Annotated in this window: 15 protein-coding genes and 3 rRNA genes; 7 read left to right on the top strand and 11 right to left on the bottom strand. The window is 66.2% G+C overall.

Features of this window, described 5'->3' with window-relative positions:
* Positions 1-57 precede the first annotated feature (57 nt).
* Complete coding sequence (locus ACQPYK_RS45775) at positions 58-1,611, bottom strand: M28 family metallopeptidase (protein ID WP_433246741.1); 1,554 nt, start codon at positions 1,609-1,611, stop codon at positions 58-60.
* Between the two features lie 269 nt (positions 1,612-1,880).
* Complete coding sequence (locus ACQPYK_RS45770) at positions 1,881-2,318, bottom strand: RpiB/LacA/LacB family sugar-phosphate isomerase (RefSeq protein ID WP_433246738.1); 438 nt, start codon at positions 2,316-2,318, stop codon at positions 1,881-1,883.
* Between the two features lie 73 nt (positions 2,319-2,391).
* On the opposite strand from ACQPYK_RS45770, the gene ACQPYK_RS45765 reads away from it, so the two are divergent.
* On the top strand, positions 2,392-4,827 hold the full coding sequence (locus ACQPYK_RS45765) for a lysylphosphatidylglycerol synthase transmembrane domain-containing protein (RefSeq protein ID WP_433246735.1): 2,436 nt from the start codon (positions 2,392-2,394) through the stop codon (positions 4,825-4,827).
* Positions 4,828-4,831: 4 nt separating this feature from the next.
* Here the strand turns inward: ACQPYK_RS45765 and mgrA are convergent, their stop codons facing one another.
* Together mgrA and ACQPYK_RS45755 are read right to left on the bottom strand one after the other, a co-directional pair.
* Positions 4,832-5,860 (bottom strand): L-glyceraldehyde 3-phosphate reductase, encoded by a 1,029-nt coding sequence (gene mgrA, locus ACQPYK_RS45760; protein ID WP_433246732.1) that lies wholly within the window; start codon positions 5,858-5,860, stop codon positions 4,832-4,834.
* Positions 5,857-7,962, bottom strand: a complete 2,106-nt coding sequence (locus ACQPYK_RS45755) for a S9 family peptidase (protein ID WP_433246729.1) — start codon at positions 7,960-7,962, stop codon at positions 5,857-5,859. Before ACQPYK_RS45755 ends, mgrA begins: the two co-directional genes overlap by 4 nt.
* A gap of 585 nt (positions 7,963-8,547) precedes the next feature.
* On the opposite strand from ACQPYK_RS45755, the gene ACQPYK_RS45750 reads away from it, so the two are divergent.
* The 3 genes from ACQPYK_RS45750 to rrf all read left to right on the top strand — a co-directional run bounded on the left by ACQPYK_RS45750 (position 8,548) and on the right by rrf (position 13,814).
* Positions 8,548-10,069, top strand: a 16S ribosomal RNA gene (locus ACQPYK_RS45750).
* Positions 10,070-10,491: 422 nt separating this feature from the next.
* Positions 10,492-13,619, top strand: a 23S ribosomal RNA gene (locus ACQPYK_RS45745).
* 78 nt (positions 13,620-13,697) lie between these two features.
* Positions 13,698-13,814: ribosomal RNA gene (gene rrf, locus ACQPYK_RS45740) — 5S ribosomal RNA — on the top strand.
* Together the 16S, 23S and 5S rRNA genes form the textbook arrangement of a ribosomal RNA operon.
* Before the next feature lie 129 nt (positions 13,815-13,943).
* On the opposite strand, the gene ACQPYK_RS45735 is transcribed toward rrf, so the two are convergent.
* A complete protein-coding gene (locus ACQPYK_RS45735; RefSeq protein ID WP_433246726.1) occupies positions 13,944-14,732 on the bottom strand; it encodes a PhzF family phenazine biosynthesis protein in 789 nt (262 codons plus the stop codon).
* 188 nt (positions 14,733-14,920) lie between these two features.
* On the opposite strand from ACQPYK_RS45735, the gene ACQPYK_RS45730 reads away from it, so the two are divergent.
* Positions 14,921-15,313: a cell division protein SepF gene (locus ACQPYK_RS45730; protein ID WP_433246723.1), complete on the top strand. Its 393-nt coding sequence runs from the start codon at positions 14,921-14,923 to the stop codon at positions 15,311-15,313.
* Between the two features lie 260 nt (positions 15,314-15,573).
* On the opposite strand, the gene ACQPYK_RS45725 is transcribed toward ACQPYK_RS45730, so the two are convergent.
* The 4 genes from ACQPYK_RS45725 to ACQPYK_RS45710 all read right to left on the bottom strand — a co-directional run bounded on the left by ACQPYK_RS45725 (position 15,574) and on the right by ACQPYK_RS45710 (position 21,036).
* The gene (locus ACQPYK_RS45725; RefSeq protein WP_433246720.1) at positions 15,574-16,902 is read right to left on the bottom strand and encodes a hypothetical protein; all 1,329 of its coding nucleotides are present in this window, start codon (positions 16,900-16,902) and stop codon (positions 15,574-15,576) included.
* 143 nt (positions 16,903-17,045) lie between these two features.
* Positions 17,046-18,800 (bottom strand): arginine--tRNA ligase, encoded by a 1,755-nt coding sequence (gene argS, locus ACQPYK_RS45720; RefSeq protein WP_433246717.1) that lies wholly within the window; start codon positions 18,798-18,800, stop codon positions 17,046-17,048.
* Between the two features lie 484 nt (positions 18,801-19,284).
* Positions 19,285-20,292: a phosphate acyltransferase PlsX gene (gene plsX / locus ACQPYK_RS45715; protein WP_433259106.1), complete on the bottom strand. Its 1,008-nt coding sequence runs from the start codon at positions 20,290-20,292 to the stop codon at positions 19,285-19,287.
* 99 nt (positions 20,293-20,391) lie between these two features.
* A complete protein-coding gene (locus ACQPYK_RS45710; RefSeq protein ID WP_433246714.1) occupies positions 20,392-21,036 on the bottom strand; it encodes a DUF1707 SHOCT-like domain-containing protein in 645 nt (214 codons plus the stop codon).
* 172 nt (positions 21,037-21,208) lie between these two features.
* Here ACQPYK_RS45710 and ACQPYK_RS45705 point away from each other — a divergent pair, with 172 nt between their 5' ends.
* The gene (locus tag ACQPYK_RS45705; protein WP_433246711.1) at positions 21,209-22,564 is read left to right on the top strand and encodes a KamA family radical SAM protein; all 1,356 of its coding nucleotides are present in this window, start codon (positions 21,209-21,211) and stop codon (positions 22,562-22,564) included.
* A 445-nt stretch (positions 22,565-23,009) separates the two neighbouring features.
* Complete coding sequence (locus ACQPYK_RS45700; protein ID WP_433246708.1) at positions 23,010-23,795, top strand: hypothetical protein; 786 nt, start codon at positions 23,010-23,012, stop codon at positions 23,793-23,795.
* 60 nt (positions 23,796-23,855) lie between these two features.
* Here the strand turns inward: ACQPYK_RS45700 and ACQPYK_RS45695 are convergent, their stop codons facing one another.
* Positions 23,856-24,059, bottom strand: coding sequence for a hypothetical protein (locus ACQPYK_RS45695; protein ID WP_433246705.1), 204 nt, complete (start codon positions 24,057-24,059; stop codon positions 23,856-23,858).
* Positions 24,060-24,219: 160 nt separating this feature from the next.
* Entirely contained in the window at positions 24,220-24,741 is a 522-nt protein-coding gene (locus ACQPYK_RS45690) for a YbhB/YbcL family Raf kinase inhibitor-like protein (protein WP_433246702.1), read from the bottom strand.
* Position 24,742 lies beyond the last annotated feature (1 nt).

The following is a 24,742-nucleotide window of genomic DNA, read 5'->3' as shown; positions in this document are numbered from 1 at the left end:
CTCTTCACCCCGTGCGGTGCGGGATCGGCTGGCGGTCTCGCACCGCACGGACGGGCGCTACATCGGGACGCCGCCGTGGTCGTGGTCGTCTCCGAGGCCGCCACCGCCGGCTCCCGGCCGGCTGGAGGCGGGGGCGCCGCCTCCGGGCAGGTCGGCGCTGTAGGCGTAGACGAACGCCGCCGTCGCGATCGCGCCGGTGTTCACCGCCAGCGCCTTGTCGTTGATGTTGGCGATGGTGTCGCAGGCCTGGTGGTAGCACTTGTCGTAGGCGACCCCGGCCTCACCGCCGAAGCGGGCGGCCTCGGCGGCGGACTTGACGCCCTCGGCGCCGGTGAACAGGCCACCCGCGGGGATGCCCACCGCGATGAACGGCCCGTAGTCCGAGCGGCCGGTGAAGTCGGTGCCGGTGTACGGCTGGCCGAGCACCTTGAAGTACGTCTCGAAGAGCTTCTCGATCTTGTCCGAGCCCGCGGGGCCCGCCGGAGCGCCCGTCGCGTCGGAATCGTCGCCGTCGTAGATCCCGAAGACGTGGTTCGGCGACGCGATCATGTCGAAGTTCAGATACAGCTTGATCTTCGCCTTCTCCTCGGCGGAGAGGGCGCCCACATAGTGCTCCGAGCCCAGCAGACCCAGCTCCTCGGCGCCCCAGAAGGCGAAGCGGAGCTTGTTCTTGGTGGGCAGGACGTTCGCCTTCAGCGCCGTCTCCAGGACGCCCGCGCTGCCGGAGCCGTTGTCGTTGATGCCCGGCCCCTCGGTGACGCTGTCCAGGTGGGAACCGAGCATGACGACCTTGTCCGGGTCACCCCAGCGGCTGTCGGCTATGACGTTGCGAGTCTTGCGGTGCGGATCGCTCTCGGTGTTCGTGGTGAGCGTCACCGTCGTGCCGGCCGCGGCCAGCTCGTTGCCGACGGCGAAGGTGGTGCCGACGACCGGGATGTGCGTGGTGGGCTCGTTGAGCGTGCCGCTCAGCAGGATCCGCCGGTCGTTGGGGCCCTCGCCCGGCTGCCCCTCGTTGAAGATGATCACACCGGAGGCGCCGGCCGCCTGGGCGAGCTCCGCCTTGACCTGGAAGTTGCAGGTGCCGCGCTGGATCAGCGCGATGTTGCCCCGGGTGAACCCGGCGAAATCGCTCGCCTCGCAGCCGGAGGTCGAGCTGGGCGTCGGACTCGGCGGCAGGACCAGGTCCACGCCCTGCACGGCGGCCGTGGCGTTCCCCGACCCGGAGTAGGTCATGGTCCTGAAATCGGTGTTGCGCACGTAGGACTTAGCCCCGGGCGAGACCCGGTCGAGCACGGACCTGGTGACCTCACGGAAGAACGGGAACTCGAACTCCTGGAGGGTGACCCGGTAACCCGCCTCGCGCAGCTTGCCCGCCACGTAGGCGACCGAGGCCTCGTGACCCGGGGTGCCCGACGCGCGGATGCCGCCGTTGGCGGCGGCGATCTGCTGGAGCCTCTCCAGATGCCGCTTGACGGCCGGGGCTTTGACCGACTGGCTGAACGCCTTGGGGTCAGGTTCGGCCGACGCCGCAGTGGCGGAGATCACCGGCAGTGTCATGGCCGAAGCCGCGGTAATCGCGGCCACCAAGCCCTTGTAAGCGCGTGGGCGCATGCAAACTCCTCTGGCACTGGCAAGAGTGGATCAGGAAATCCCGCATGATCGCGATGAGAGCGAAGGCAGTAGGAGTAATCGCGATCCTTAAAGACCGACCTCACATTTGTTATCGAGCGGAGTCGAACCGATGTTTCGGTCAGTCGTCCGCGATGGCTATCGTCGAGGACGGGAAAGCTGCTGCGGCGGCGGTGAGCGGGCTTCGGCACATGATGGTCAGCCTTTCAGGCAGCTGCTCCTCCAGAGCGCCATCGCCGCAGCTCCACGGGTCAATTCTCGATCTCGGATAGGTAGGCGATGTTCGCCAGATCGGTCTCGTCAGTGCTGGCGCCGCCCGAGAACCAGGCGTCGAGGATCTCCTCCAGCAGGGGCGCCGACGTCAGCCGGAGACTGATCGCCAGCACGTTCGCGTCGTTCCACCGCCGAGCCCCGGCCGCCGTCGCCGCGTCCGCGCACAACGCCGCCCGGATCCCCGGCACCTTGTTCGCCGCCATCGACGCGCCGGTCCCCGTCCAGCAGCACACGATCGCCTGGTCCGCCGCGCCCGAGGCGACGTCTTGTGCGGCCTGTGAGCAACACCACGCCCAGTCGGCCCGCTCATCGGTCAGGGCTCCGTGCGGGATCACCGTGTGCCCCCTTTTCCGGAGCTCGGACAGCAGGATGGGAGCTATACCGTCGAGACTGTCAGAGGCCAGTGAGATACGCATGCCTCTGATTGTGGACACTGGAAGAGAAGATCGGTGACGCACCTGTAATGACGAAGGTGCAGAATCGCTGGCGGTGACGAAAATCAGGGAACTCAGGGAACACGGCAAAAGCGCGCCCGTCGACGACGCGAGGTCCTCGACGGGCGACGACTCCGTCGTGCTCGTCGTCGAGCCGCTGCTCCCGCAGCGGATCAGGCGCCCCTCCGACCTGTTGCGTTTCCTGGCCACCCTGCTCGGGCTCGCGGCCGTGGTGTTGCTGGCACTCGTCGCGAAGAAGACGCTCAACGGCCTCGAAAGCGACGTCATCGACGGCACGAACCGCGCCCCCTTCCTGCTCAGCGGCCTGGTCGGGGTGCTGAGCGGGGCGGCCATGCTGGGCGTCCCCGCCGCCTACGCGATCGAGCGGGTGCTCCACCGCGACGGCCTCCGGGTGGCCGAAGGCCTGTTCGCGGCCATCGCCGGCATGGTCCTGTCCTTCGCCCTGGGCGAGTGGCTGCTCAACGCCGGCCCGGAGGACCTGCGCCTGCTGCTCACCGGCGGACGCAAGGGGGTCGAACCGCTCAACACGCTGCTCACCTCGGTCATCGCCTACGTCACCGCGGTGCGGATCTCCCGCCGGCCCACCTGGCGGGCCGCCCTGTGGAGCGCGGTCGCGCTCAACGCGATCGCCCTGTTCGCCGCCACGGCCGCCACCATCCTCGGCATCGTCGTATCCATCCTCGTCGGCCTGGCCGTCGGCTACGCCACCCTGTACGGCGTGGGCAGCCCCAACACCCGCCCACCGGGCAGCGCGGTCGTCGCGGCGCTCGCCAAGCTCGGCTTCGCCCCGGTCCGGGCCCGCAGGCTCGACGACGACCACCAGAGCAGCCGGCGCTACGCCATCGGCCTCAAGGACGGCAGCCGCCTCGACGTCACCGTCCTCGACCGTGACCGGCAGGTCGCCGGCCTGCTCTACCGCCTCTGGCGCCGGATCCGGCTCAACACCGAGACCCGCCGCCGGGCCATCCGCTCCCTCCGCGCCGAGCTGGAACGCGAAGCCCTGATGGCGTACGCCGCCCAGGCCGCCGGGGCCAGCACGCCCCGCCTCGTCGGCACCAGCGAGATCGGCACCGAGGCCGCGCTGCTCGCCTACGAGCACACCGCCACCCGCGCGCTCGACGACATCCCCGACGAGGAGATCGACGACGACCTGCTCGCCCAGATCTGGGAGCAGGTCCTGCTCCTGCAGGTCCAGCGGCTCGCGCACCGGCGGCTGACCGGCGACAGCATCCACGTGGACAACGAGGGACGGGTCATCCTCATGGACGCCCGCAGCGGTGAGATCGCCGCCGGCGACCTGCTGCTCCGCCTCGACATCGCCCAGCTGCTCACCTACCTCAGCCTGCGCGTCGGCGCCGAACGAGCGGTCCGCGCGGCCGCGTCCGTCGCCGGCCCGAACACGCTCGCCGGCGCTCTCCCGCTGCTCCAGCGGATCGCGCTCACCCGCGAGACCAGGGCCGCGCTCAACCGGAACAAGGAGCTGCTGACCGCGATCCGCGAGCAGATCGTCGAGCTGGAACCCAAGGTCGAGGTCGAGGAGGTCCGCCTGGAGCGCTTCCGGCCGCGGACCCTCATCACCATCATCGCCAGCGCCTTCGCCGCGTACTTCCTGGTCTACTACATCACCCAGATCAACCTGAACATGATCAGCTCGGCCAAGTGGAGCTGGACCGGCGTCGCGCTGATCGCCGCGATGCTGACCTATGTCGCCGCCGCGCTGATGCTCAGGGGCTTCGTGCCGGAGAAGCTGCCGCTGGGCCGTACGGTGCTCGTCCAGTTCGCCGGGTCGTTCGTGAAGCTGGTCGCTCCGGCCGCGGTGAGCGGCGTCGCCATCAACACCCGCTACCTGCAAAAGCGCGGCATCTCCCCGGGCCAGGCGGTGGCCAGCGTGGGCGCCTCCCAGCTCATCGGCCTGGGCTTCCACATCACGCTGCTCCTGCTGTTCGCCTACATCACCGGCTCCAGCGCCGCCACGTCGTTCACCCCGTCGCGCACGCTGGTGTTCGTCATGCTGGCCGTGGCCGTGCTGGCACTGGTCGTCGTGACCGTCCCCCGTCTGCGCCGGCTGGTCACCGGGCGCATCCGGTCGCTGTTCTCCGGCGTGATCCCACGCCTGCTGGACGTGCTCCAGTCACCCCGCAAGATCTTCGAGGGCTTCACCGGCACCCTGCTGCTGACCATCTTCTTCGTGGTCTGCCTCGACGCCAGCGTCCGCGCCTTCGGCGGATCCCTCAGCTTCGCCGCCGTCGCCATCGTCTTCCTCGCCGGCAACGCCATCGGCTCCGCCGCCCCCACCCCCGGCGGCCTCGGCGCCGTCGAGGTCTCCCTCACCGCCGGCCTGACCCTCTCCGGCCTTCCCGGCGAGGTCGCCACCTCGGCCGTCCTGCTGTTCCGGCTGCTCACCTTCTGGCTGCCGGTCCTGCCCGGTTGGGCCTCGTTCACCTACCTGCAGCGACACGAGGCCCTTTGAGGGGTCAGGCCTCGCTGGAGCGGGACCAGAGGTTGACGCCGGCCTCGACCGCGTCCTTGTCGATCGCCTCCAGCTCGTCGTCGGCGAACGACAGGTTCCGCACCGCCCCGAGGCTGTTCTCCAGCTGCTCGACACTGCTCGCGCCGATCAGCACCGAGGTGACACGCCTGTCACGCAGCGCCCACGCCAGCGCCATCTGCGCCAGGGACTGGCCACGCCGCCCGGCGATCCCGTTGAGCGTGCGGATGTGCCCCATGGTGTCGTCGGTGAGCATCTCCGGAGTGAGGAAGTGCCGCAGCGAGGCCCGCGACCCCTCGGGGACGCCGTTGAGGTAGCGATCGGTCAGCATGCCCTGCGCCAGCGGCGAGAACGCGATGCAGCCCACACCCTCGTCCTCCAGGACGTCGAGCAGGCCGCCCTCGATCCACCGGTTCAGCATCGAGTACGACGGCTGGTGGATCAGCAGCGGCGTGCCCAGCCCGCGCAGGATCCGGGCGGCCTCGGCGGTCTGCTCGGGGGAGTAGGAGGAGATGCCCGCGTAGAGGGCCTTGCCCGACCGGACCGCGTGGTCCAGCGCGCCCATCGTCTCCTCCAGCGGCGTGTCCGGGTCGAACCGGTGGCTGTAGAAGATGTCGACGTAGTCGAGCCCCATCCGCTTCAGCGACTGGTCCAGGCTCGACAGCAGGTATTTACGCGACCCCCACTCCCCGTACGGTCCGGGCCACATGTCGTATCCGGCCTTGGTGGAGATGACCAGCTCGTCGCGGTACCGCGCGAAGTCCTCCCGGAAGTGCCGGCCGAAGTTGGTCTCCGCCGAGCCGTACGGCGGGCCGTAGTTGTTGGCCAGGTCGAAATGGGTCACTCCCAGGTCGAAGGCCCTCCTGAGGATGGCCCGCTGGGTGTCGAAGGGCTTGTCGTCGCCGAAGTTGTGCCAGAGCCCCAGCGAGACCGCCGGAAGCTTCAACCCGCTCTTGCCGACCCTGTTGTAGGGCTGGTGCCCGTCGTATCTGTCGTCCGCCGCGCTGTAGGTCACTGGGCCACCTTGGCTGTGTCGAGGATCCAGGAGAGGGTGAGGGCCTCCTCGCGCCAGGAGTCGTAGCGGCCGCTACGACCGCCGTGCCCGGCGCCCATCTCCGTCTTGAGCAGGAACGGCCCGCCGCTCGCCGTGTCGCGGAGCTTCGCGATCCACTTGGCGGGCTCGTGATAGAAGACGCGGGTGTCGTTGAGGCTGGTGATGGCGAGGATCGGCGGGTAGACCCGGCGGTCCACGTTCTCGTAGGGCGAGTAGGACTTCATGTACGCGTACACGTCCGCGTTGTGCAGCGGGTCGCCCCACTCGTCCCACTCGATGACGGTCAGCGGCAGCGATGGGTCGAGGATCGTGTTCAGCGCGTCCACGAACGGCACCTCGGCGACCACCCCCGCGAAGGACTCCGGCGCGAGGTTGGCGACCGCTCCCATCAGCAGCCCGCCGGCCGAACCGCCCCGAGCGATGATCGCGCTCGACCAGCCCTCCGCCTTGAGGTGCTCGGCGGCGGCGACGAAGTCGGTGAAGGTGTTCTTCTTCTTCTGGAACTTGCCGTCCTCGTACCAGCGGCGACCCATCTCGCCGCCTCCCCTGACGTGCGCGATGGCGAAGACGAAGCCCCGGTCGAGCAGGCTGAGCCTGGCCACCGAGAAGGACGGGTCGATCGAGATCTCGTAGCTGCCGTAGCCGTACAGCACGGTCGGCGCGGGCCGCTCGGTGCCCTTCTTGACCACGATCGAGATGGGGACGCGAGTGCCGTCGGAGGCGGTGGCCCACTCGCGGAACTGCTCGTAGTCGGCCGGGTCGTAGCCGCCGAGCACGGCCTTGCGCTTGAGCAGGATCAGCTCGCGCGACCCCAGGTCGTAGTCGTAGACCGAGGGCGGAGTGACCATGCTGGTGTAGCCGAGGCGGAGCCGTTCGGTGCTGTACTCCGGATTGCCCGAAGGCGCGACGTCATAGATCGGTTCCGGGAAGGAGATCTCGTACGCGGAGTCGAGGAGCTCGCTGCGGGAGGGCTCCGCGCCGGGCGCGTCGTCCAGGCTTCGCGGCAGGACGCGGATGCCGGTGAGGCCGTCACGGCGGAAATGCACGACGGTGTGGGTCTCGAAGGCGTCCACGTCCAGCAGCCGGGTGTCCGCGCGGTGCTCGATCAACGGCGTCCAGTCGCCGGGGGCGTCGAGCGGCGCGGTGGCCAGCTCGAAGTTCTCCGCGTCACGGTTGTGCAGGATGAGGAAGTGGTCACCGGCGTGATCGACGCCGTACTCGACGCCGGTCTCGCGCGGCCGGACGACGCGGAACTCGCCCGCCGGGTCGTCCGCCTCCAGGACGCGGACCTCACTGGTGATCTTGCTGCCGGCCGTGAGCAGGAGGTAGCGCTCGCTGCGGCTGAGCCCGACGCCGATCCAGAACCGCTCGTCGCCCTCCTCGTGGACGAGCACGTCGTCCTCGGCGGAGGTGCCGATCGTGTGCCGGTGGACCTGGTTGGGCCGCCAGGCGTCGTCGACGGTCGTGTAGAAGAACGTGGTGCCGTCGGCCGACCAGGCTCCGCCGTAGAAGATGCCGGGGATCTCGTCGGTGAGCGTCTCACCGGTGTTGAGGTCCTTCACCTTCAGAGTGAAGCGCTCGTCGCCGGTGAAGTTGACGGAGTAGGCGAGGAGGGTGCCGTCGGGGCTGACCGAACTGGTGCCGATGGAGAAGAAATCACTGTCTCCGGCCAGTTCGTTCCCGTCGAGCAGGATCTGCTCGCCGGGAAGCGACTCGCCCGCCTCCAGCTCCGGAGGCGTCTCTCCTTCGGCCGCCACCCGGCACTGGATGCCGTACTGCTTGCCCTCCTCGGTCCGGGAGTAGTACCACCAGCCGTTCTTGCGGGTGGGGACCGACAGGTCCGTCTCCAGGGTCCGGCCCTTGATCTCCTGGAAGATCGTCTCCTGCAGGTCTTTGAGATGGGCGGTCGCCTGCTGTGTGTAGGCGTTCTCCGCTTCCAGATAAGCGACCGTCTCGGGGTCGTCCTTGACCGTCAGCCACGCGTAGTCATCGACCACGGTGTCCCCGTGGTGCACGCGCTCGCTGGGAACCTTCTTCGCCGTAGGCGGCGTCTGGCTGCTCACCCAGCCGAGTCTATGTTTCCCGCCGGACCCGGCCCGGAGACCCGGCACGGATCCCCTCGACGGGCTTCGCGGTTCGGTCTCGAGCGGTCTTCGAGGACTGCTAATCTTTTGATGTCGGCAAGGTTCGGCGCAAACCACTCCACTCACTCCGGTGACTTCCGTGTGACTTGCCCCGTGTTTGCCGACAATCCCTTGAAACCAACGGTTCTAAAGATCGGTTCGCAGAGCCGCTCAGAGGCTGGTAAGTTTGAGGGGTTGCCCCGGAAACGGGGTGGCCGGAATTCCGGTAAGACCAGCTAGATCAAGTCAAGCAGTTCCAAACGGACCGGTTTGACACGAAAAAGCAGGCCTGAAAGAATAAAGGCACAACGGAACGAACGAAACGCCCTGAAGCCGGGACCATGGTCACGGCGACGGAGAACGCGTCCGTTTCTTGAGAACTCAACAGTGTGTTAAAAGCCAGTGCATGAAGCACAACCCCGTCCACCCACCCTCGGTGGGAGACGGATTCCTTTGGTTGATACACCCCCGGCCCGCTCGCGGGCCCGAGGGGTGCTTTCAGCCGGGAAACGACTGTTCAGACATTGTTTGGAGAGTTTGATCCTGGCTCAGGACGAACGCTGGCGGCGTGCTTAACACATGCAAGTCGAGCGGAAAGGCCCTTCGGGGTACTCGAGCGGCGAACGGGTGAGTAACACGTGAGTAACCTGCCCCCGACTCTGGGATAAGCCCGGGAAACTGGGTCTAATACCGGATATGACCACTTCCCGCATGGGATGGTGGTGGAAAGTTGTTTCGGTTGGGGATGGACTCGCGGCCTATCAGCTTGTTGGTGGGGTAACGGCCTACCAAGGCGACGACGGGTAGCCGGCCTGAGAGGGCGACCGGCCACACTGGGACTGAGACACGGCCCAGACTCCTACGGGAGGCAGCAGTGGGGAATATTGCGCAATGGGCGAAAGCCTGACGCAGCGACGCCGCGTGGGGGATGACGGCCTTCGGGTTGTAAACCTCTTTCAGCAGGGACGAAGTTGACGTGTACCTGCAGAAGAAGCGCCGGCTAACTACGTGCCAGCAGCCGCGGTAATACGTAGGGCGCAAGCGTTGTCCGGAATTATTGGGCGTAAAGAGCTCGTAGGTGGCTTGTCACGTCGGGTGTGAAAGCTTGGGGCTTAACTCCAGGTCTGCATTCGATACGGGCTGGCTAGAGGTAGGTAGGGGAGAACGGAATTCCTGGTGTAGCGGTGAAATGCGCAGATATCAGGAGGAACACCGGTGGCGAAGGCGGTTCTCTGGGCCTTACCTGACGCTGAGGAGCGAAAGCGTGGGGAGCGAACAGGATTAGATACCCTGGTAGTCCACGCTGTAAACGTTGGGCGCTAGGTGTGGGGGCCTTCCACGGTTTCCGCGCCGTAGCTAACGCATTAAGCGCCCCGCCTGGGGAGTACGGCCGCAAGGCTAAAACTCAAAGGAATTGACGGGGGCCCGCACAAGCGGCGGAGCATGTTGCTTAATTCGACGCAACGCGAAGAACCTTACCAAGGCTTGACATCGCCCGGAAACACTCAGAGATGGGTGCCTCTTCGGATCGGGTGACAGGTGGTGCATGGCTGTCGTCAGCTCGTGTCGTGAGATGTTGGGTTAAGTCCCGCAACGAGCGCAACCCTTGTTCAATGTTGCCAGCACGCTCCTTCGGGGGTGGTGGGGACTCATTGGAGACTGCCGGGGTCAACTCGGAGGAAGGTGGGGATGACGTCAAGTCATCATGCCCCTTATGTCTTGGGCTGCAAACATGCTACAATGGCCGGTACAGAGGGTTGCGATACCGTGAGGTGGAGCGAATCCCAAAAAGCCGGTCTCAGTTCGGATTGGGGTCTGCAACTCGACCCCATGAAGTCGGAGTCGCTAGTAATCGCAGATCAGCAACGCTGCGGTGAATACGTTCCCGGGCCTTGTACACACCGCCCGTCACGTCACGAAAGTCGGCAACACCCGAAGCCCGTGGCCCAACCACTTGTGGGGGGAGCGGTCGAAGGTGGGGCTGGCGATTGGGACGAAGTCGTAACAAGGTAGCCGTACCGGAAGGTGCGGCTGGATCACCTCCTTTCTAAGGAGCATCGGCTCGGCTGGGTCATCGTGAGATGCCGGTCGGGTCCAGGTCATGATGGTAGGCGCCTGTTCTGCCCATGACGCGCTCATTAGTGGAGCACTGGCTAATCGGATGATCCGGGTTCGCCTGGGTCGGCTAGTACCGCTCGTACTCTTCGGAGTCGGGAGGGGAACGTCGGCCGGGGGGCGCGGATGGGTCTGGACACACTGTTGGGTCCTGAGGAAACGGGCCGGATACGGAGCCTGCCTGCGGGTGGGCTTCGTGGTCTGTGTGACCTCGTGCGGGACCAGCCTCCTGTCATACCAGCGTGGCCGGGGGGAAGACGATCGTCTTCTCCTTCGGGCCGGGTGTTGGTGGCGGGACGGATCTGGTCGCTGTTTGTTGTTTGAGATTTGCATAGTGGACGCGAGCATCTTTGTGGCCAAGTTTTTTAGGGCACACGGTGGATGCCTTGGCATCAGGAGCCGATGAAGGACGTGGGAGGCTGCGTTAAGCCCCGGGGAGTCGCCAACCAGACTTTGATCCGGGGATGTCCGAATGGGGAAACCTAGCACCAGTCATGTGGTGTTGCCTCCGCCTGAATGTATAGGGCGGTTGGTGGTAACGCGGGGAAGTGAAACATCTCAGTACCCGTAGGAAGAGAAAACAAATTAGTGATTCCGTGAGTAGTGGTGAGCGAAAGCGGAAGAGGCTAAACCGTATGCGTGTGATAGCCGGCAGGCGTTGCGTGTGCGGGGTTGTGGGACCCTCTGACGGTTTCTGCCGAGACCGTAAGCAGTGAGAAATCGATGGGATAGTCGAAGCTTCTGGGAAGAAGCGCCGGAGACCGTGAGAGCCGGGTAGGCGAAATCTTGTCGACTGTTTGAGGGGATCCCAAGTAGCACGGGGCCCGAGAAATCCTGTGTGAATCTGCCAGGACCACCTGGTAAGCCTAAATACTCCCTGATGACCGATAGTGAACAAGTACCGTGAGGGAAAGGTGAAAAGCGCCCCGGTGAGGGGTCGTGAAATAGTACCTGAAACCGTGTGCCTACAAGCCGTAGGAGCGTAGGCGTCTTCGGACGTCTGTGATGTGACTGCGTGCCTTTTGAAGAATGAGCCTGCGAGTTATGGTGTGTGGCGAGGTTAACCCGTGTGGGGGAGCCGTAGCGAAAGCGAGTCTGAATAGGGCGTTTTCAGTCGCATGCTGTAGACCCGAAGCGGAGTGATCTAGGCATGGGCAGGTTGAAGCGCGGGTAAGACCGCGTGGAGGACCGAACCCACCAGGGTTGAAAACCTGGGGGATGACCTGTGTTTAGGGGTGAAAGGCCAATCAAACTCCGTGATAGCTGGTTCTCCCCGAAATGCATTTAGGTGCAGCGTTACGTGTTTCTTGCCGGAGGTAGAGCACTGGATGGCTAATGGGCCCTACCAGGTTACTGACGTCAGCCAAACTCCGAATGCCGGTAAGTGAGAGCGTAGCAGTGAGACTGCGGGGGATAAGCTCCGTAGTCGAGAGGGAAACAGCCCAGACCACCGACTAAGGCCCCTAAGCGTGTGCTAAGTGGGAAAGGATGTGGAGTCGCAGTGACAACCAGGAGGTTGGCTTAGAAGCAGCCACCCTTGAAAGAGTGCGTAATAGCTCACTGGTCAAGTGATTCCGCGCCGACAATGTAGCGGGGCTCAAGTACACCGCCGAAGTCGTGGCATTCACACGTTTGCTGAGCCTTTGTGGTTTAGGTGTGTGGATGGGTAGGGGAGCGTCGTGCGGCCGGCGAAGCAGCAGAGTGATCTAGTTGTGGAGGCCGTGCGAGTGAGAATGCAGGCATGAGTAGCGAATCAGAAGTGAGAAACTTCTGCGCCGGATGACCAAGGGTTCCTGGGCCAGGCTAATCCGCCCAGGGTAAGTCGGGACCTAAGGCGAGGCCGACAGGCGTAGTCGATGGACAACGGGTTGATATTCCCGTACCCGCTACGATGCGCCAATACTGAATCCAGTGATACTAAGGGTCCTTAACTCGGTTGTCCCTTCGGGGACGGCGTCAGAGTGAACGCCTGGCCTGATCTGGTAGTAGGTAAGCGATGGGGTGACGCAGGAAGGTAGCCCAGCCCAGGCGATGGTAGTCCTGGGGTAAGCAGGTAGGGAGGACCGTAGGCAAATCCGCGGTCCGTTAATCCTGAGATGTGATGCCGAGCCGATTGTGGCGAAGTGGGTGATCCTATGCTGCCGAGAAAAGCCTCTAGTGAGTGTCGTGGCGGCCCGTACCCGAAACCGACTCAGGTGGTCAGGTAGAGAATACCAAGGCGATCGGGTGAACTGTGGTTAAGGAACTCGGCAAATTGCCCCCGTAACTTCGGGAGAAGGGGGGCCTTCGCTGGTGACGAGTCTTGCACTCCGAGCTGGTGGGGGTCGCAGAGGCCAGGGGGAAGCGACTGTTTACTAAAAACACAGGTCCGTGCGAAGTCGTAAGACGATGTATACGGACTGACGCCTGCCCGGTGCTGGAACGTTAAGGGGACCGGTTAGTGCGCCTTTGGGTGTGCGAAGCTGAGAACTTAAGCGCCAGTAAACGGCGGTGGTAACTATAACCATCCTAAGGTAGCGAAATTCCTTGTCGGGTAAGTTCCGACCTGCACGAATGGCGTAACGACTTCCCCGCTGTCTCAACCGCAGACCCGGCGAAATTGCACTACGAGTAAAGATGCTCGTTACGCGCAGCAGGACGGAAAGACCCCGGGACCTTCACTACAGCTTGACATTGGCGTTTGGAACGTCTTGTGTAGGATAGGTGGGAGACGGTGAAGCGGTGACGCTAGTTACCGTGGAGTCATTGGTGAAATACCACTCTGGTCGTTTTGAACGTCTAACTTCGGTCCGTGATCCGGATCAGGGACAGTGTCTGGTGGGTAGTTTAACTGGGGCGGTTGCCTCCTAAAGAGTAACGGAGGCGCCCAAAGGTTCCCTCAGCCTGGTTGGCAATCAGGTGTCGAGTGTAAGTGCACAAGGGAGCTTGACTGTGAGACCGACGGGTCGAGCAGGAGCGAAAGCTGGGACTAGTGATCCGGCGGTGGCTTGTGGAAGCGCCGTCGCTCAACGGCTAAAAGGTACCCCGGGGATAACAGGCTGATCTTCCCCAAGAGTCCATATCGACGGGATGGTTTGGCACCTCGATGTCGGCTCGTCGCATCCTGGGGCTGGAGTAGGTCCCAAGGGTTGGGCTGTTCGCCCATTAAAGCGGTACGCGAGCTGGGTTTAGAACGTCGCGAGACAGTTCGGTCCCTATCCGCTGCGCGCGCAGGAGACTTGAAAGGAGCTGTCCCTAGTACGAGAGGACCGGGACGGACGAACCTCTGGTGTGCCAGTTGTTCCGCCAGGAGCACGGCTGGTTGGCTACGTTCGGAAGGGATAACCGCTGAAAGCATCTAAGCGGGAAGCTCGCCTTGAGATGAGGTCTCCCACCCTGTGAGGGGGTAAGGCTCCCGGTAGACGACCGGGTTGATAGGCCGGAGGTGGAAGCACAGTAATGTGTGGAGCTGACCGGTACTAATAGGCCGAGGACTTGACCACAAAGCATTTTGCTCGCGTCCACTAGGCAATTCTGAAACAACAAGCACCCGTTGTGTGTGTTTGATAGTTTCATAGTGTTACGGCGGTTATGGCGAAGGGGAAACACCCGGTTACATTCCGAACCCGGAAGTTAAGCTCTTCAGCGCCGATGGTACTGCACCGGGGACGGTGTGGGAGAGTAGGTCGCCGCCGGACAATCGTTTGAGAAGAGGCCACCCTTTGGGGTGGCCTTTTCTGTTTTCCCGACCCTTTTCTCGTCGTACGATCCAGTCCTTGTCGCCTGGAACTCGCCGGCCGGCCCCTACGCCCGGCGGGCCAGGATCTTCAGACGTGGAGTTCGCCGGAGAGCACGGTCACCGCACGACCGCCCAGTTCGACCCGGTCGCCCCGCACGGTCGTCCGGACGATGCCACCCCGTTGGGACAGCTGGGCGCCGATCAAGGAGTCTGAGCCGAGCTTTCCCGTCCAGTAGGGGGCCAGAGCGCAGTGGGCCGATCCGGTCACCGGGTCTTCGGGGACACCGACCTTCGGAGCGAAGAACCGGGAGACGTAGTCGGCGCCGGGCTGTGACGCCCGAGCCGTGACGATGATTCCTCGGGCATCCACCTTTTCCAGGGTGAGGAAGTCAGGGGAGAGTGTCTGCACGGTCTCCTCGGAGTCCACCTCCACGAGATAGTCCCACTCGTTCCTGCCGACCCAGAGAGGCTTGACCCCCAGCGCCTCCACCAGACCCACCGGCGGGCTCACCTCTTCAAGCGCCTTGGCGGGGAAGTTCATGGTGATTAGGCCGGCTTCGTCCCTGCTCACGGCCAAGATCCCGCTCTTCGTTGAAAACTCAAGGGTTTCCGGCACCGATCCTGTGGAATAGAGGACATGCGCCACGGCCAAGGTCGCATGTCCGCACAGGGCCACCTCGACCGCCGGCGTGAACCAACGAAGTGAATATGGCTCGCCGGCCTCCCCTTCGAGCACGAAGGCCGTCTCGGAGTGCCTCATCTCCGCGGCGACGGTCTGCATCCAGGCGTCCGAAGCCGGATTGTCGAGTATGCAGACCCCCGCGGGGTTACCCTTGGAGAATTGATCGGTAAATGAATCGACCGTATAGATACGCATGGCGTAATTTTAACCGAACGACAATATCTGCCTGAAAGCGGGTATGAGGGCCAGGCAAACCAGTGCGCTAGCCGTACAAAGTGGGAATAAGCGTTGGGCGTGTCGCGCGGCGAACTTCTTGCCGTCGGTTAACGTCCAAGGTGTAGGACAAGCCGGCTGCGGCGTGGTCCTGAGGAAAGGACGAGCCGATGGGGGCAGTGCGCAAGGTGGCGACCTACCTTGGCCTGGGCGGAGCAGAGGATTACGACGAGTCCTATGACTACGAGGACGAAGTCGAGGGCGAGGACGAGGACTGGCAGCCCGCTTCGGAGCGCGCGGCCAAGCGCTGGCGTTCGATGAGCGAGCCCTCGCGGATCGTGATGCTGACGCCGAGGAAGTACAACGACGCTCCGATCATCGGACGGCACTTCCGCGACGGCCAGACCGTCATCATGGACGTCAACGTCATGAGCACGGCTGAGGCCACGCGGATGGTCGACTTCGCCGCGGGTCTCGCCTACGGCTGCGAGGGGCGCATCGAGCGCATCGCGGAGAAGGTCTTCCTGCTGGCTCCGGCCGAGGTGGAAATCACCAACGGCTGATTTCACGACGATCGAAACGACTGGAACGCGCCATTTATCCTGAGCGCGTTCCAGGATCCGTTCGTTCTGTCCGATGTCGTCCTGCCGATGCCCTCCTGCCCGGTTCGGCGTCGCTCGACGCTGTCCCGCTCGGGTGTCGTGTTCTTCGGTCCGGCTCGGCCCGGGGCCTGTGTTCCCCGGTCCCGTCCCGGTGTTCCACGGCTTACCACACCCGGGTGCCGCACTCTCCGGCCCCGGCTCTGCCCATCGTCCGCTACCGGCTATCCGGCGCGCGGGCCTCTGCGGAGCACGCGGGTCAGCTCGGCCAGGTCCGATACCGCGGTCTGCACGCGCTTCTCACTCTCGCGAGCGTATTCGTGCAGGGCCCACACGGCGCCCTCGGCCAGCTCCCGCAGCTCGGAGATCTGGGCGGTGACGTATTCGGCGTCGGCCCGCTCGCGCTTGTGCCGGCGCCAGAGCCGGTCGCCGCCCGCTGCCACCAGGGCCAGGGCGAGCGCCGCGAGCGGCAGCGTCGCCGGAGTGACGAGTGCGGCCACCAGAGCCGCGATGGCGAGGACGAGCAGCGCGTATGCCGGCCAGGGCCGTCCGCGGACGGGCACGCCTTCGACGGCGACGCGTTCTTCGGCGGCGGCCAGTGACTCGGGATCGGGGCCTTCCGGGCGGAGCACCACCCGGTGTCCGAGCAGCGGCATCGTGACCGATTCCGGCGGATCGACCTGGGTGGCCCGCACCAGGCGCTCGGCGGCGGTTCGCACGACCGGTGTGGCCATGTGCAGCGCGATGGCGGCGAGGTGGGGGTCGGAGCCGGACTGCAGGTCGGCGAGCAGGTGGCCGCCGAGCGAGTTCATCGGACCCTCCGGGCCGCCCGAGCCGATCAGGTGGCGCAGCACCGTCAGCGGCTCGCCCTCGGCCCATGCCGCGGAGGGCCCGCCCGCGCGGTTGGCCGGGCTCCCGCCGGTTCCCTCCCGGGTGGAAGTGATCTCGACACAACGACCGAGCAGGCGGGACAGCTGGTCGGCGGCCTGGACGGGCTCAGCCAGCTCGGGAAGCTCGGCGAGCTCCGGAAAGTCGACAAGAGAAGGCGGTATCACTATCGATGGCTCGTGGGGGATGAGGGCGCTCAGCCACCGGTCGGGTTCGATCTCCGACGGCGCGGCCACCGAGTCGAGCTTGCGAAGCACGAAGATCTTGCCGGCGGGGCCGTAGGCGCCCCTGGCGGCGGCGAGCCAGAGCGCGCGCTGGCCGTGAGTCACCGGACGGTCCGCCGACATCTCGCCGAAGGCGATGCCCAGCCAGGAGGCGTGGATCTGGTCGCCCTGACCGGAGACGGCCAGAGCGAGGCAGAGGAAGAGCGCGGTTCGCTGCCCGTCGAGCTGGGCGGCGCGGCCAAGGGGGTCGAGCGCGTCTTCGCCGCGCATGAGCAGCACGAGGGCCTCGACCGCCGGAGCCAGCCAGTAGCCGGTCACATCCGGAAACTTCGGTGGAGTCGTGGAGACGGCCGCGCCGGCGGCCAGATTCGCCAGGAGCGCCTCGGCGTAGCGGTGCAACTCCGTCCCGCTGTGGTGGCTCGCGGTCAGGTCGGTGCTCAAGGCAGAGAACTCTCCGAAGTTGTGACCGGTGACCGCGCCAGCGTAGTGCGCTTCGGTCATCCCCGTCGGGAGGCGCGCCGAACCCAACTTTGCCGGATGATCGCCTCAATTTGGTGAATCAAGGCGATCATCCGGCTGATAGCTCACATGCGTTCGGGAACCGGGACGCCGAGCAGGTCCAGGCCGGTCTCCAGCACGCGCAGGGTGAGCGCGCACAGCGCGAGCCGTGAAGCGCGCGTGGCCGGCTCGACGTCGTCTTTCAGGATGGGACAGTTCTCGTAGAACGTGGTGAAGATGCTGGCGGTCTCGAACAGGTAGGCGGCGAGCTTGTGCGGCGCGGAGCCCTCGGCCACCTCCTCCACGACGGAGCCGAATCCGAGCACCTGAAGAGCGAGAGCACGCTCGCCCGGGTGACCGAGCACGATCGGGCCGGTCGCCGTGGCCGGGGTAACACCGGCCTTGCGGAAGATGGAGCGGATGCGTGCGGTGGCGTACTGCAGGTAGGGGCCGGTGTTGCCGGTCAGGGCGAGCATGCGGTCGAAGTCGAAGACGTATTCGCTGTCGTGGCTGACCGCCAGGTCGGCGTACTTGACCGCACCCATGCCGACGGCGTGCCCGATCTCGGCGCGGGTGGCTTCGTCGTAGTCGCGGCCGGCGAGCACGGCGGCGGCGCGGGCCTCCGCCTCGTCGAGCAGGTCCAGCAGCTTGATGGACTCGCCGCTGCGGGTCTTGAACATCTTGCCGTCGCTGCCCAGCACGCTGCCGATCTGGACGTGTTCGGCGCTGACGTGGTCGGGCAGCCAGCCGGCCATCCTGGCGGAGGCGAACAGCATCGACATGTGCAGTGCCTGGGTCGCCCCGATGACGTAGAGGATCCGGTCGACCTTGAGATCCTGCACGCGGTAGTGGATGGTGGCCATGTCGGTCGTGGCGTAGCCGTATCCGCCGTCGCTCTTGCGGATCATGAACGGCAGCGGCTGGTCCTCGCGGCCGGTGAAACCGGGCGGGAAGACGCAGAGCGCGCCGTCGCTGACCACGGCGATGCCGCGCTCCTGGAGCTCGTCACAGACCTGGGCGAGCATGTGGTTGTACATGCTCTCGCCGGCGATGTCGTCGTCGGTCAGCGTCACGCCGAGCTGGGTGTAGACCTTGTTGAAGTAGCGGACCGTGGCGTCCATGAAGATGTGCCACAGACGCATGGTCTCCGGCTCTTCGGCCTGGAGGGTCACCACCCGCGCGCGGGCGCGCTTGTTGAACTCCGGGTCGGTGTCGAACTTGGCACGGGCCGCCTGGTAGTAGGCGTTGCCCTCGCCCGCTTCGAGCTGGGCGACGGCGGTCTCCTCGCCGATGTCCAGCAGATGCTCGATGAGCATGCCGAAGGGGGTGCCCCAGTCGCCCAGGTGGTTCTGCCGGATGACCTTGTTGCCCAGGTGCTCGTGCACGCGGACCAGGGCGTCACCGACGATGGTGGTGCGCAGGTGGCCGACGTGCATCTCCTTGGCCGCGTTGGGCGCGGAGTAGTCGACCACGACGGTCTGCGGCGAGGCGGTCTGGGCGACGCCGCTGCGCGGGTCGGCCAGGACCTCGGCGGCCTGCTCGGTGATCCAGTCGTCGGAGAGGGTGATGTTCAGGAAGCCGGGGCCGCTGACCTCGACGGTGCCGGGGAAGGGCTCGTCCAGCGCGCCTTCGGCGCGACCGGTGAGCTGGTCGGCGATCTCCTGGGCGACCTCCCGCGGGGCTCGGCGCAGTCGCTTGCTCAGGCTCATCGCGACGTTCGCCTGGTAGTCGGCGAACTGCGAGGGACGGATCAGCGGGTCTGCGTCGGAGTACTCCGTACCGAAGGCGGCGGCCAGCGCCTGCTGGACGCGCTCGGTCAGTACGAGCTGCGGGTCGGTCATGACTCAAGGGTATCGGTTGACCGGTCGTGGCCCGGCGATATGTCGGGTGATCGCACGATCGTGAAAAAGCCCGGCGGATTCGGTCCGGACCCGGTCCGACCCGACCCGGTCCGACTCGGTGCGACCCGACTCGGTGCGGCCCGGCCCGGTCCGCGTGGTGATCTCCACGGTGACCGGCTCGGGACTCGTCGCCGCTCCACGATCCCGTCCGGGAGTCGAGCGAGTCCTCCCCCTGGAGGGTTATGGAGGCCCCTGGAGGGTTATGGAGGCGGGGTCGCCAGAGGCGATGGATCGGTTACGGGGTCGGGGTCGCCAGAGGCGATGGATCGGTTACGGGGTCGGGGTCGCCAGAGGCGATGGATCGGTTACGGGGTCGGGGTCGCCAGAGGCGATGGATCGGTTACGGGGTCGGGGTCGCCAGAGGCGATGGATCGGTTACGGGGTCGGGGTCGCCAGAGGGGATCGATCGGTTACGGGGCCGGAGTCACCAGAGGCGATGGGGTCGGTGACCGGCGGTGAGGCGCTCGCCGATGCGGGCGACCACGCCCTGGCGGGCCAGCGTGGCGGCGAGCACACACGCCGCGCTCACTCCCCTGGCCTGTGCGGAGCCGTGCGCGATGACCACGGTGCCGTTCAACCCGAGGAGTACGGCTCCGCCGTGGACCTCCGGGTCCAGCCGCTGGTTGAGCTCTTTGATGCGCTTCTTCTGCAGCAGGCCGCCCAGCCGGGCCGTGCGGCTCTCGTTGATCGTTTCGCGGAGCTCGGTGAAGGTGTAGCGGACGCTGCCCTCCATGGTCTTGAGCGCCACGTTGCCGGTGAAGCCGTCGGTGACGATGACGTCCACGGCTCCGGTGAGCAGGTCGTGCCCCTCGACGTTGCCGGTGAAGTTGAGGCCGGGCGCGGCCGACAGCAGCTCGTGCGCCCGTTTGACGAGCTTGTTGCCCTTCTCCGGTTCGCTGCCGATGGTCAACAGGCCGATCTTGGGTTCGGCGGTCTCCAGGACGGTCTCCGCGTAGGCGGCGCCGAGATGCGCGAACTGCACCAGCATTTCCGGCTTCACCTCGGCGTTCGCCCCCGCGTCCAGCAGGACGGTGGGGGTGGGACGCGTCGGCAGGGCGACGGTGATGGCGGGTCTGAGGACTCCGGGCTGGCTGCGGAGCCGAAGTTTGCCGGTGGCCACGATGCCGGCGGTGGAGCCGGCGGAGACCACGGCGGAGGCGTCGCCTCGCCGTACGAGATGGCAGGCGACGGCGATGCTGGAGCGCGGGCGGCGGAGGCTGGCGAGGGCGCCCTCGTCCATGGCCAGGGCCTCCTCGGCCCGGATGATCGGGATCTCGGTGAGCGCGTCGTGCCGGGAGAGCGCCTCCATGAGGGGACGGGGGGCGCCGACGAGGAGGATGGGAATCCCGTGCTCCCGCACCGCGTGTACGGCCCCCGCCACGATCTCGTCGGGGGCGTGGTCACCGCCCATCGCGTCCAGGGCGATCGGCATGACGCCGGAAGCGGGGATATCAGGCAAGCGGTCACCTCGTGCGGGATGGTTTGTCCGCATCGTAGGCGGGTCCGGCACCGGTTGGGTCAACCGGGTGGATCAGGGCTTGTCAGGGAGATTCCAGTCGCTTCTCTCCCGCGCGACGATGACCTTCCCGAAGGTGACCCTGCCGGCGACCCGGATGACGGGGCCGCCCTCGTCGCCATGGCCGCCGGAGATGTGTCTTTTGGCGAACAGGGCACTGACCTCGTCGATGACGTGGGCGTTCTCAGGTACCCTGACGATCAGCTTGCCGCAGTAGGCGTTGACCTCAAGGGTGATCTCGCGGCCGGGGAGCACGGCGTCGGACAGGTCGATGATCAGCGCGCCGAACGTGGCGCTCAGCGCCGTGCTGCGTCCGGCGATCCAGCGCCCGCCACGGACGACCTTGCTGAAGACGGCACTCACCTCCTGCCGGACCGGGGCGGCAGGTCCGGCCGCGGGGGTGACGTCGGGCAGGTCGAGCGTGATCGGGACGAGCTCGTCCACCGTCACCGAGTCGTAGGTCGCCTCCAGGCGGTCGGCGTGCTCGAGGCTGGTCAGGCGGCCGGTGGCGAGGGCTTCGGCCAGCACCGCGGCCACGCGGTCGCGGTCGGCGTCCGAGGCGCGCATGGCCGGGGTGTCCGAGGCGCGTAGGGCAGGGGCGTCGGAGACGCGTACGGCTGGGGTGTGGGAGTTCCGCGAAGCGGATTCACGGGGGGTCATGGGTGGAATTGTACGGCTGGTCGAGATATATCGCGATAGCGACTTGTGGGCGAACTTGCTCCGAAGTGGAACCGGCTGCGGGGGTGGTTACGTCCGGTATATAAGCGCTCTAGACGCGCGACTGGCTGGAGAGGTTTACACGAAGAGCTACAAAAAACGGAGGAAAGTCTTAGTGATCTTGAAGGAAAGCTCCACGCGCGGGTTCCGGGCCTACAACACCAAACATCTCGACGACCTGCTGCGACGGGGTGGCCTCGGAGACGAGGAGCGGCTCAGGATCAGAGCGGTGGCGACCGTACTGCCCTTTCGCACCAACGCCTACGTGGTCGACGAGCTCATCGACTGGTCGGCCATTCCCGATGACCCCATATATCGTCTGGTCTTCCCCCAGGCGGACATGCTCCCCGAGCCCGACGTCACCAGACTGGCAGGTCTCCTGAGCGCCGGTGCCCCGAACGCGAAAATCCAGGCGGCGGCGCACGAGGTCAGGATGCGGCTCAATCCTCATCCGGCCGGTCAGCTCGACCTCAACGTCCCGCGTGTCGGCGCGGAGCCGATGCCGGGCATGCAGCACAAATATCCCGAGACGGTGCTCTTCTTCCCGAAGCAGGGACAGACCTGTCACGCCTACTGCACCTACTGCTTCCGGTGGGCGCAGTTCATCGGGGAGCCCGACCTGAAATTCGCCTCCGACGACGTCGAGAACCTCCTCGGCTATCTGAAGAACCATCCCCAGGTGACCAGCGTGCTGTTCACCGGTGGCGACCCCATGATCATGGGCGAGTCGGTGCTCCGCCGCTATCTGGAGCCACTGCTCGCACTGGAGCAGCTGGAGTCCATTCGAATCGGCACCAAGTCACTGGCCTACTGGCCGCAGCGCTTCGTCTCCGATCCCGATGCCGACGACACGCTGCGCCTGTTCGCCTCCGTGGTGGACGCGGGCAAGAACCTGGCCTTCATGGCGCACTTCTCGCATCCGAGGGAAATGGAGTCCCCGATCGTCGAGGCCGCCGTGACGGGGATCCTCGCCACCGGCGCGACGATCCGGACCCAGGCGCCGCTGATCAGATCGATCAACGACGATCCGGCGATCTGGTCGTCCATGTGGCGCAGGCAGCACGTCATGGGCATGGTGCCCTACTACATGTTCGTCGAACGGGACACCGGCCCCCAGGACTACTTCGCGGTTCCCCTGGCCCGGGCCCACGAGATCTTCAGGGACGCCTACGCGAGTGTCTCGGGGCTGTGCCGCACGGTGCGGGGCCCCTCCATGTCGGCCACGCCCGGCAAGGTCTGCGTGGACGGCGTCGCGGAGGTCGCCGGGCAGAAGGTCTTCGTCCTCCATCTCATCCAGGCCCGCGACCCTGAGCTGGTCGGGCGCCCCTTCTTCGCGCACTACGACCCCACGGCCGTGTGGCTCACCGATCTGCGGCCCGCGTTCGCGGACCGTTTTCCCTTCGAACCAGCCGAGATCTCCGAACCGCTCACCCCCTTCGAGCCGGTGGTCCCCCAGCGGCTGTCCGCCTGATCCGTTCGGTCAAGCGGATACCGGGCAACCGGAAAATCTGCCGCCGCGACCTGTGGAGTCTTTTTCCCACCTCTTTCCCGGGTTTCCGTCCCCGGTGCCGCGAGGATGTGCACCGGGTGTCCGCGGTTTTGCGGCATAAGCATTGGCAGACCGTAATCCTTCGCAGGATTATTTCCAGATTTACCGGCCGCGCCGGGTGGGCCTTCGGGCCCGCCCGGCGCGGCCTGCTTGGGACTCCAGACCCGGCCCAGACGGGATTTTTGATCATCATGGGTGGACCCGGGGCCGCCGGGGGCGGTGATACAAATGCCGATGCAGCTTCCGGCCGGCGCGTTTCGTGTAGCTCTCCAAATCGCGCCCGCCGGTAATTCAAGGTCTTAGGCCCGCTTTTCTCCTGACGATTCCGAGAAATCGAGCGGGCCGATCACAAGCCGGGAAGGCAATCATGAAGCGAGTCATCAAGGCGGTTGTGGCCGTGGCGGCGTTCGGTCTCGCGGCGGCGATCTGCGCACCCGCTCAGGCGCGGTCGCGCGACATCCTCGACGGTCCGGGCGGGGCGGGTGAGGTCTCCATGGCGGTCGGGGGGCTCACCGGCGGCCTGGTCGACGGCCGGGACGTCCTGGTGGCCCTGACCGACGACCAGGGGCTGCTGGTCGCCCTGAGGGGTGATCGGGATCGGCTGAGCGGCCGGACGGCGGCCCGGCGCGCCTACGACGTCGACGGGCTGCTCGGGACGGTCTCGGACGGCGTCGAGGAGCTCGTCGGCGTCTCCGTGGACGGGCTCGCCTCCGGCGGCTCGACGGCAGGGGTCTTCACCGGGGACGGCCCGCTGCCCGAGACCGTCCGGGGCGCCAGGACCCTCACCGACGGTCTCGGCGGTCTGACCACCACGACCACGCGGACCATCGACACCGCCCGGATCTCCGCCGGGGCGGTCGAGGGGCTGGCCGAGAAGCGTTCCGAGGCCGGCGGTCTCGTCGACGCCGTCAACCGGGCCGTCCCGCAGGGGACCGAGCGGGCGGGCACCCTCGCCCCGCTGGTGGGCGTCCTCTCCCCGGCCGAGGCCGCGCCGGTCGCCGGGGCGGTCGCCCCGATCGTCCGCTCCGCCTCCGTCGACGAGCTCGCGCCCCTGGTGGGCAACACCACCGGGGAGGGCGCCAGGGCCGCCACCGGGGCCGTCGACTCCGTGGCCGACGCCACCATGGGCGTCACCAGGCACGCCGCGGAGTGATCGCGGTATTCACGGTGAAGAGAAGACCGGCCGGTGCGCACCGGCCGGTCTCCGCTCGTCTCAGAGGCCCGGCCCCCGCACGGCGGTGCGGCGGGCGATCTGGGCCTGAAGCCTGGCCATCTGCCAGTGCAGCTCGATGAGCTGCTCGGCGAGCTGGAGACGGGGAATCTCGGACGGGTCCTCTGTGGCCAGGTGGTCGATCGCGGTCGAAAGCTCTCGCATCGCGCGCCCCCACTCCATGACGACTTCCTCGGATCGAAACAACGTTCGAATCATAGCGGAACGCCGATCACGATGTCAGTCGATTGCCGCCGGGCGCGCCGGTGATCCGAGCCGGGACGCGGGTGGGCGTCCGAGGCCGGCGTCCGAGGCCGTCGTCCGGCGACCGCGACGCGTCCGGTGTCGCGGTCGCCGGGCGTGTCGCTCAGGTTTCGTAGACGGGTGCGATGTATCCCCGGGCCAGGGTGTGGGCGGTGATGTTGAAGCCCACCACGGCGGGTGGGGTGTCGGCGTCCACGCCGAGCTTCTCCACGTCGAGGGCGTGCACCGCGAAGATGTAACGGTGCGGCCAGCCGGGGGGCGGGGCGGCGCCGCCGTAGGCGTTGGCGCTGTAGTCGTTACGGCCGTGCACGCCGAACGAGGTGCCGGCGCGACCCGCCCCGGTGGGCAGTTCGGTCACGCCGGCGGGGATGTCGAACAGCAGCCAGTGCCAGAATCCGCTGCCGGTGGGGGCGTCGGGGTCGAAGCACGTCACCGCGTAGCCGAGGGTGCCCTCGGGAGCCCCCGACCAGCGCAGGTGCGGGGAGATGTTCTGCCCGTCCGATCCCCAGCCGTCGAACACGTGGGCCTTGGACAGGGTCTCGCCGTCGCGGACGTCGTCGCTCTCGACGGTCAGCTCGGGCACCTGGGGCAGGAAGTCATATGGAATCGGTGGCCGTGAGGACATG

It is taken from the genome of Streptosporangium sp. CA-135522 (genome assembly GCF_050949235.1).
Taxonomy (GTDB): domain Bacteria; phylum Actinomycetota; class Actinomycetes; order Streptosporangiales; family Streptosporangiaceae; genus Streptosporangium.
The sequence above is the reverse complement of the archived record's forward strand: the minus strand, read 5'-3'. Positions and strand labels throughout refer to the sequence as shown.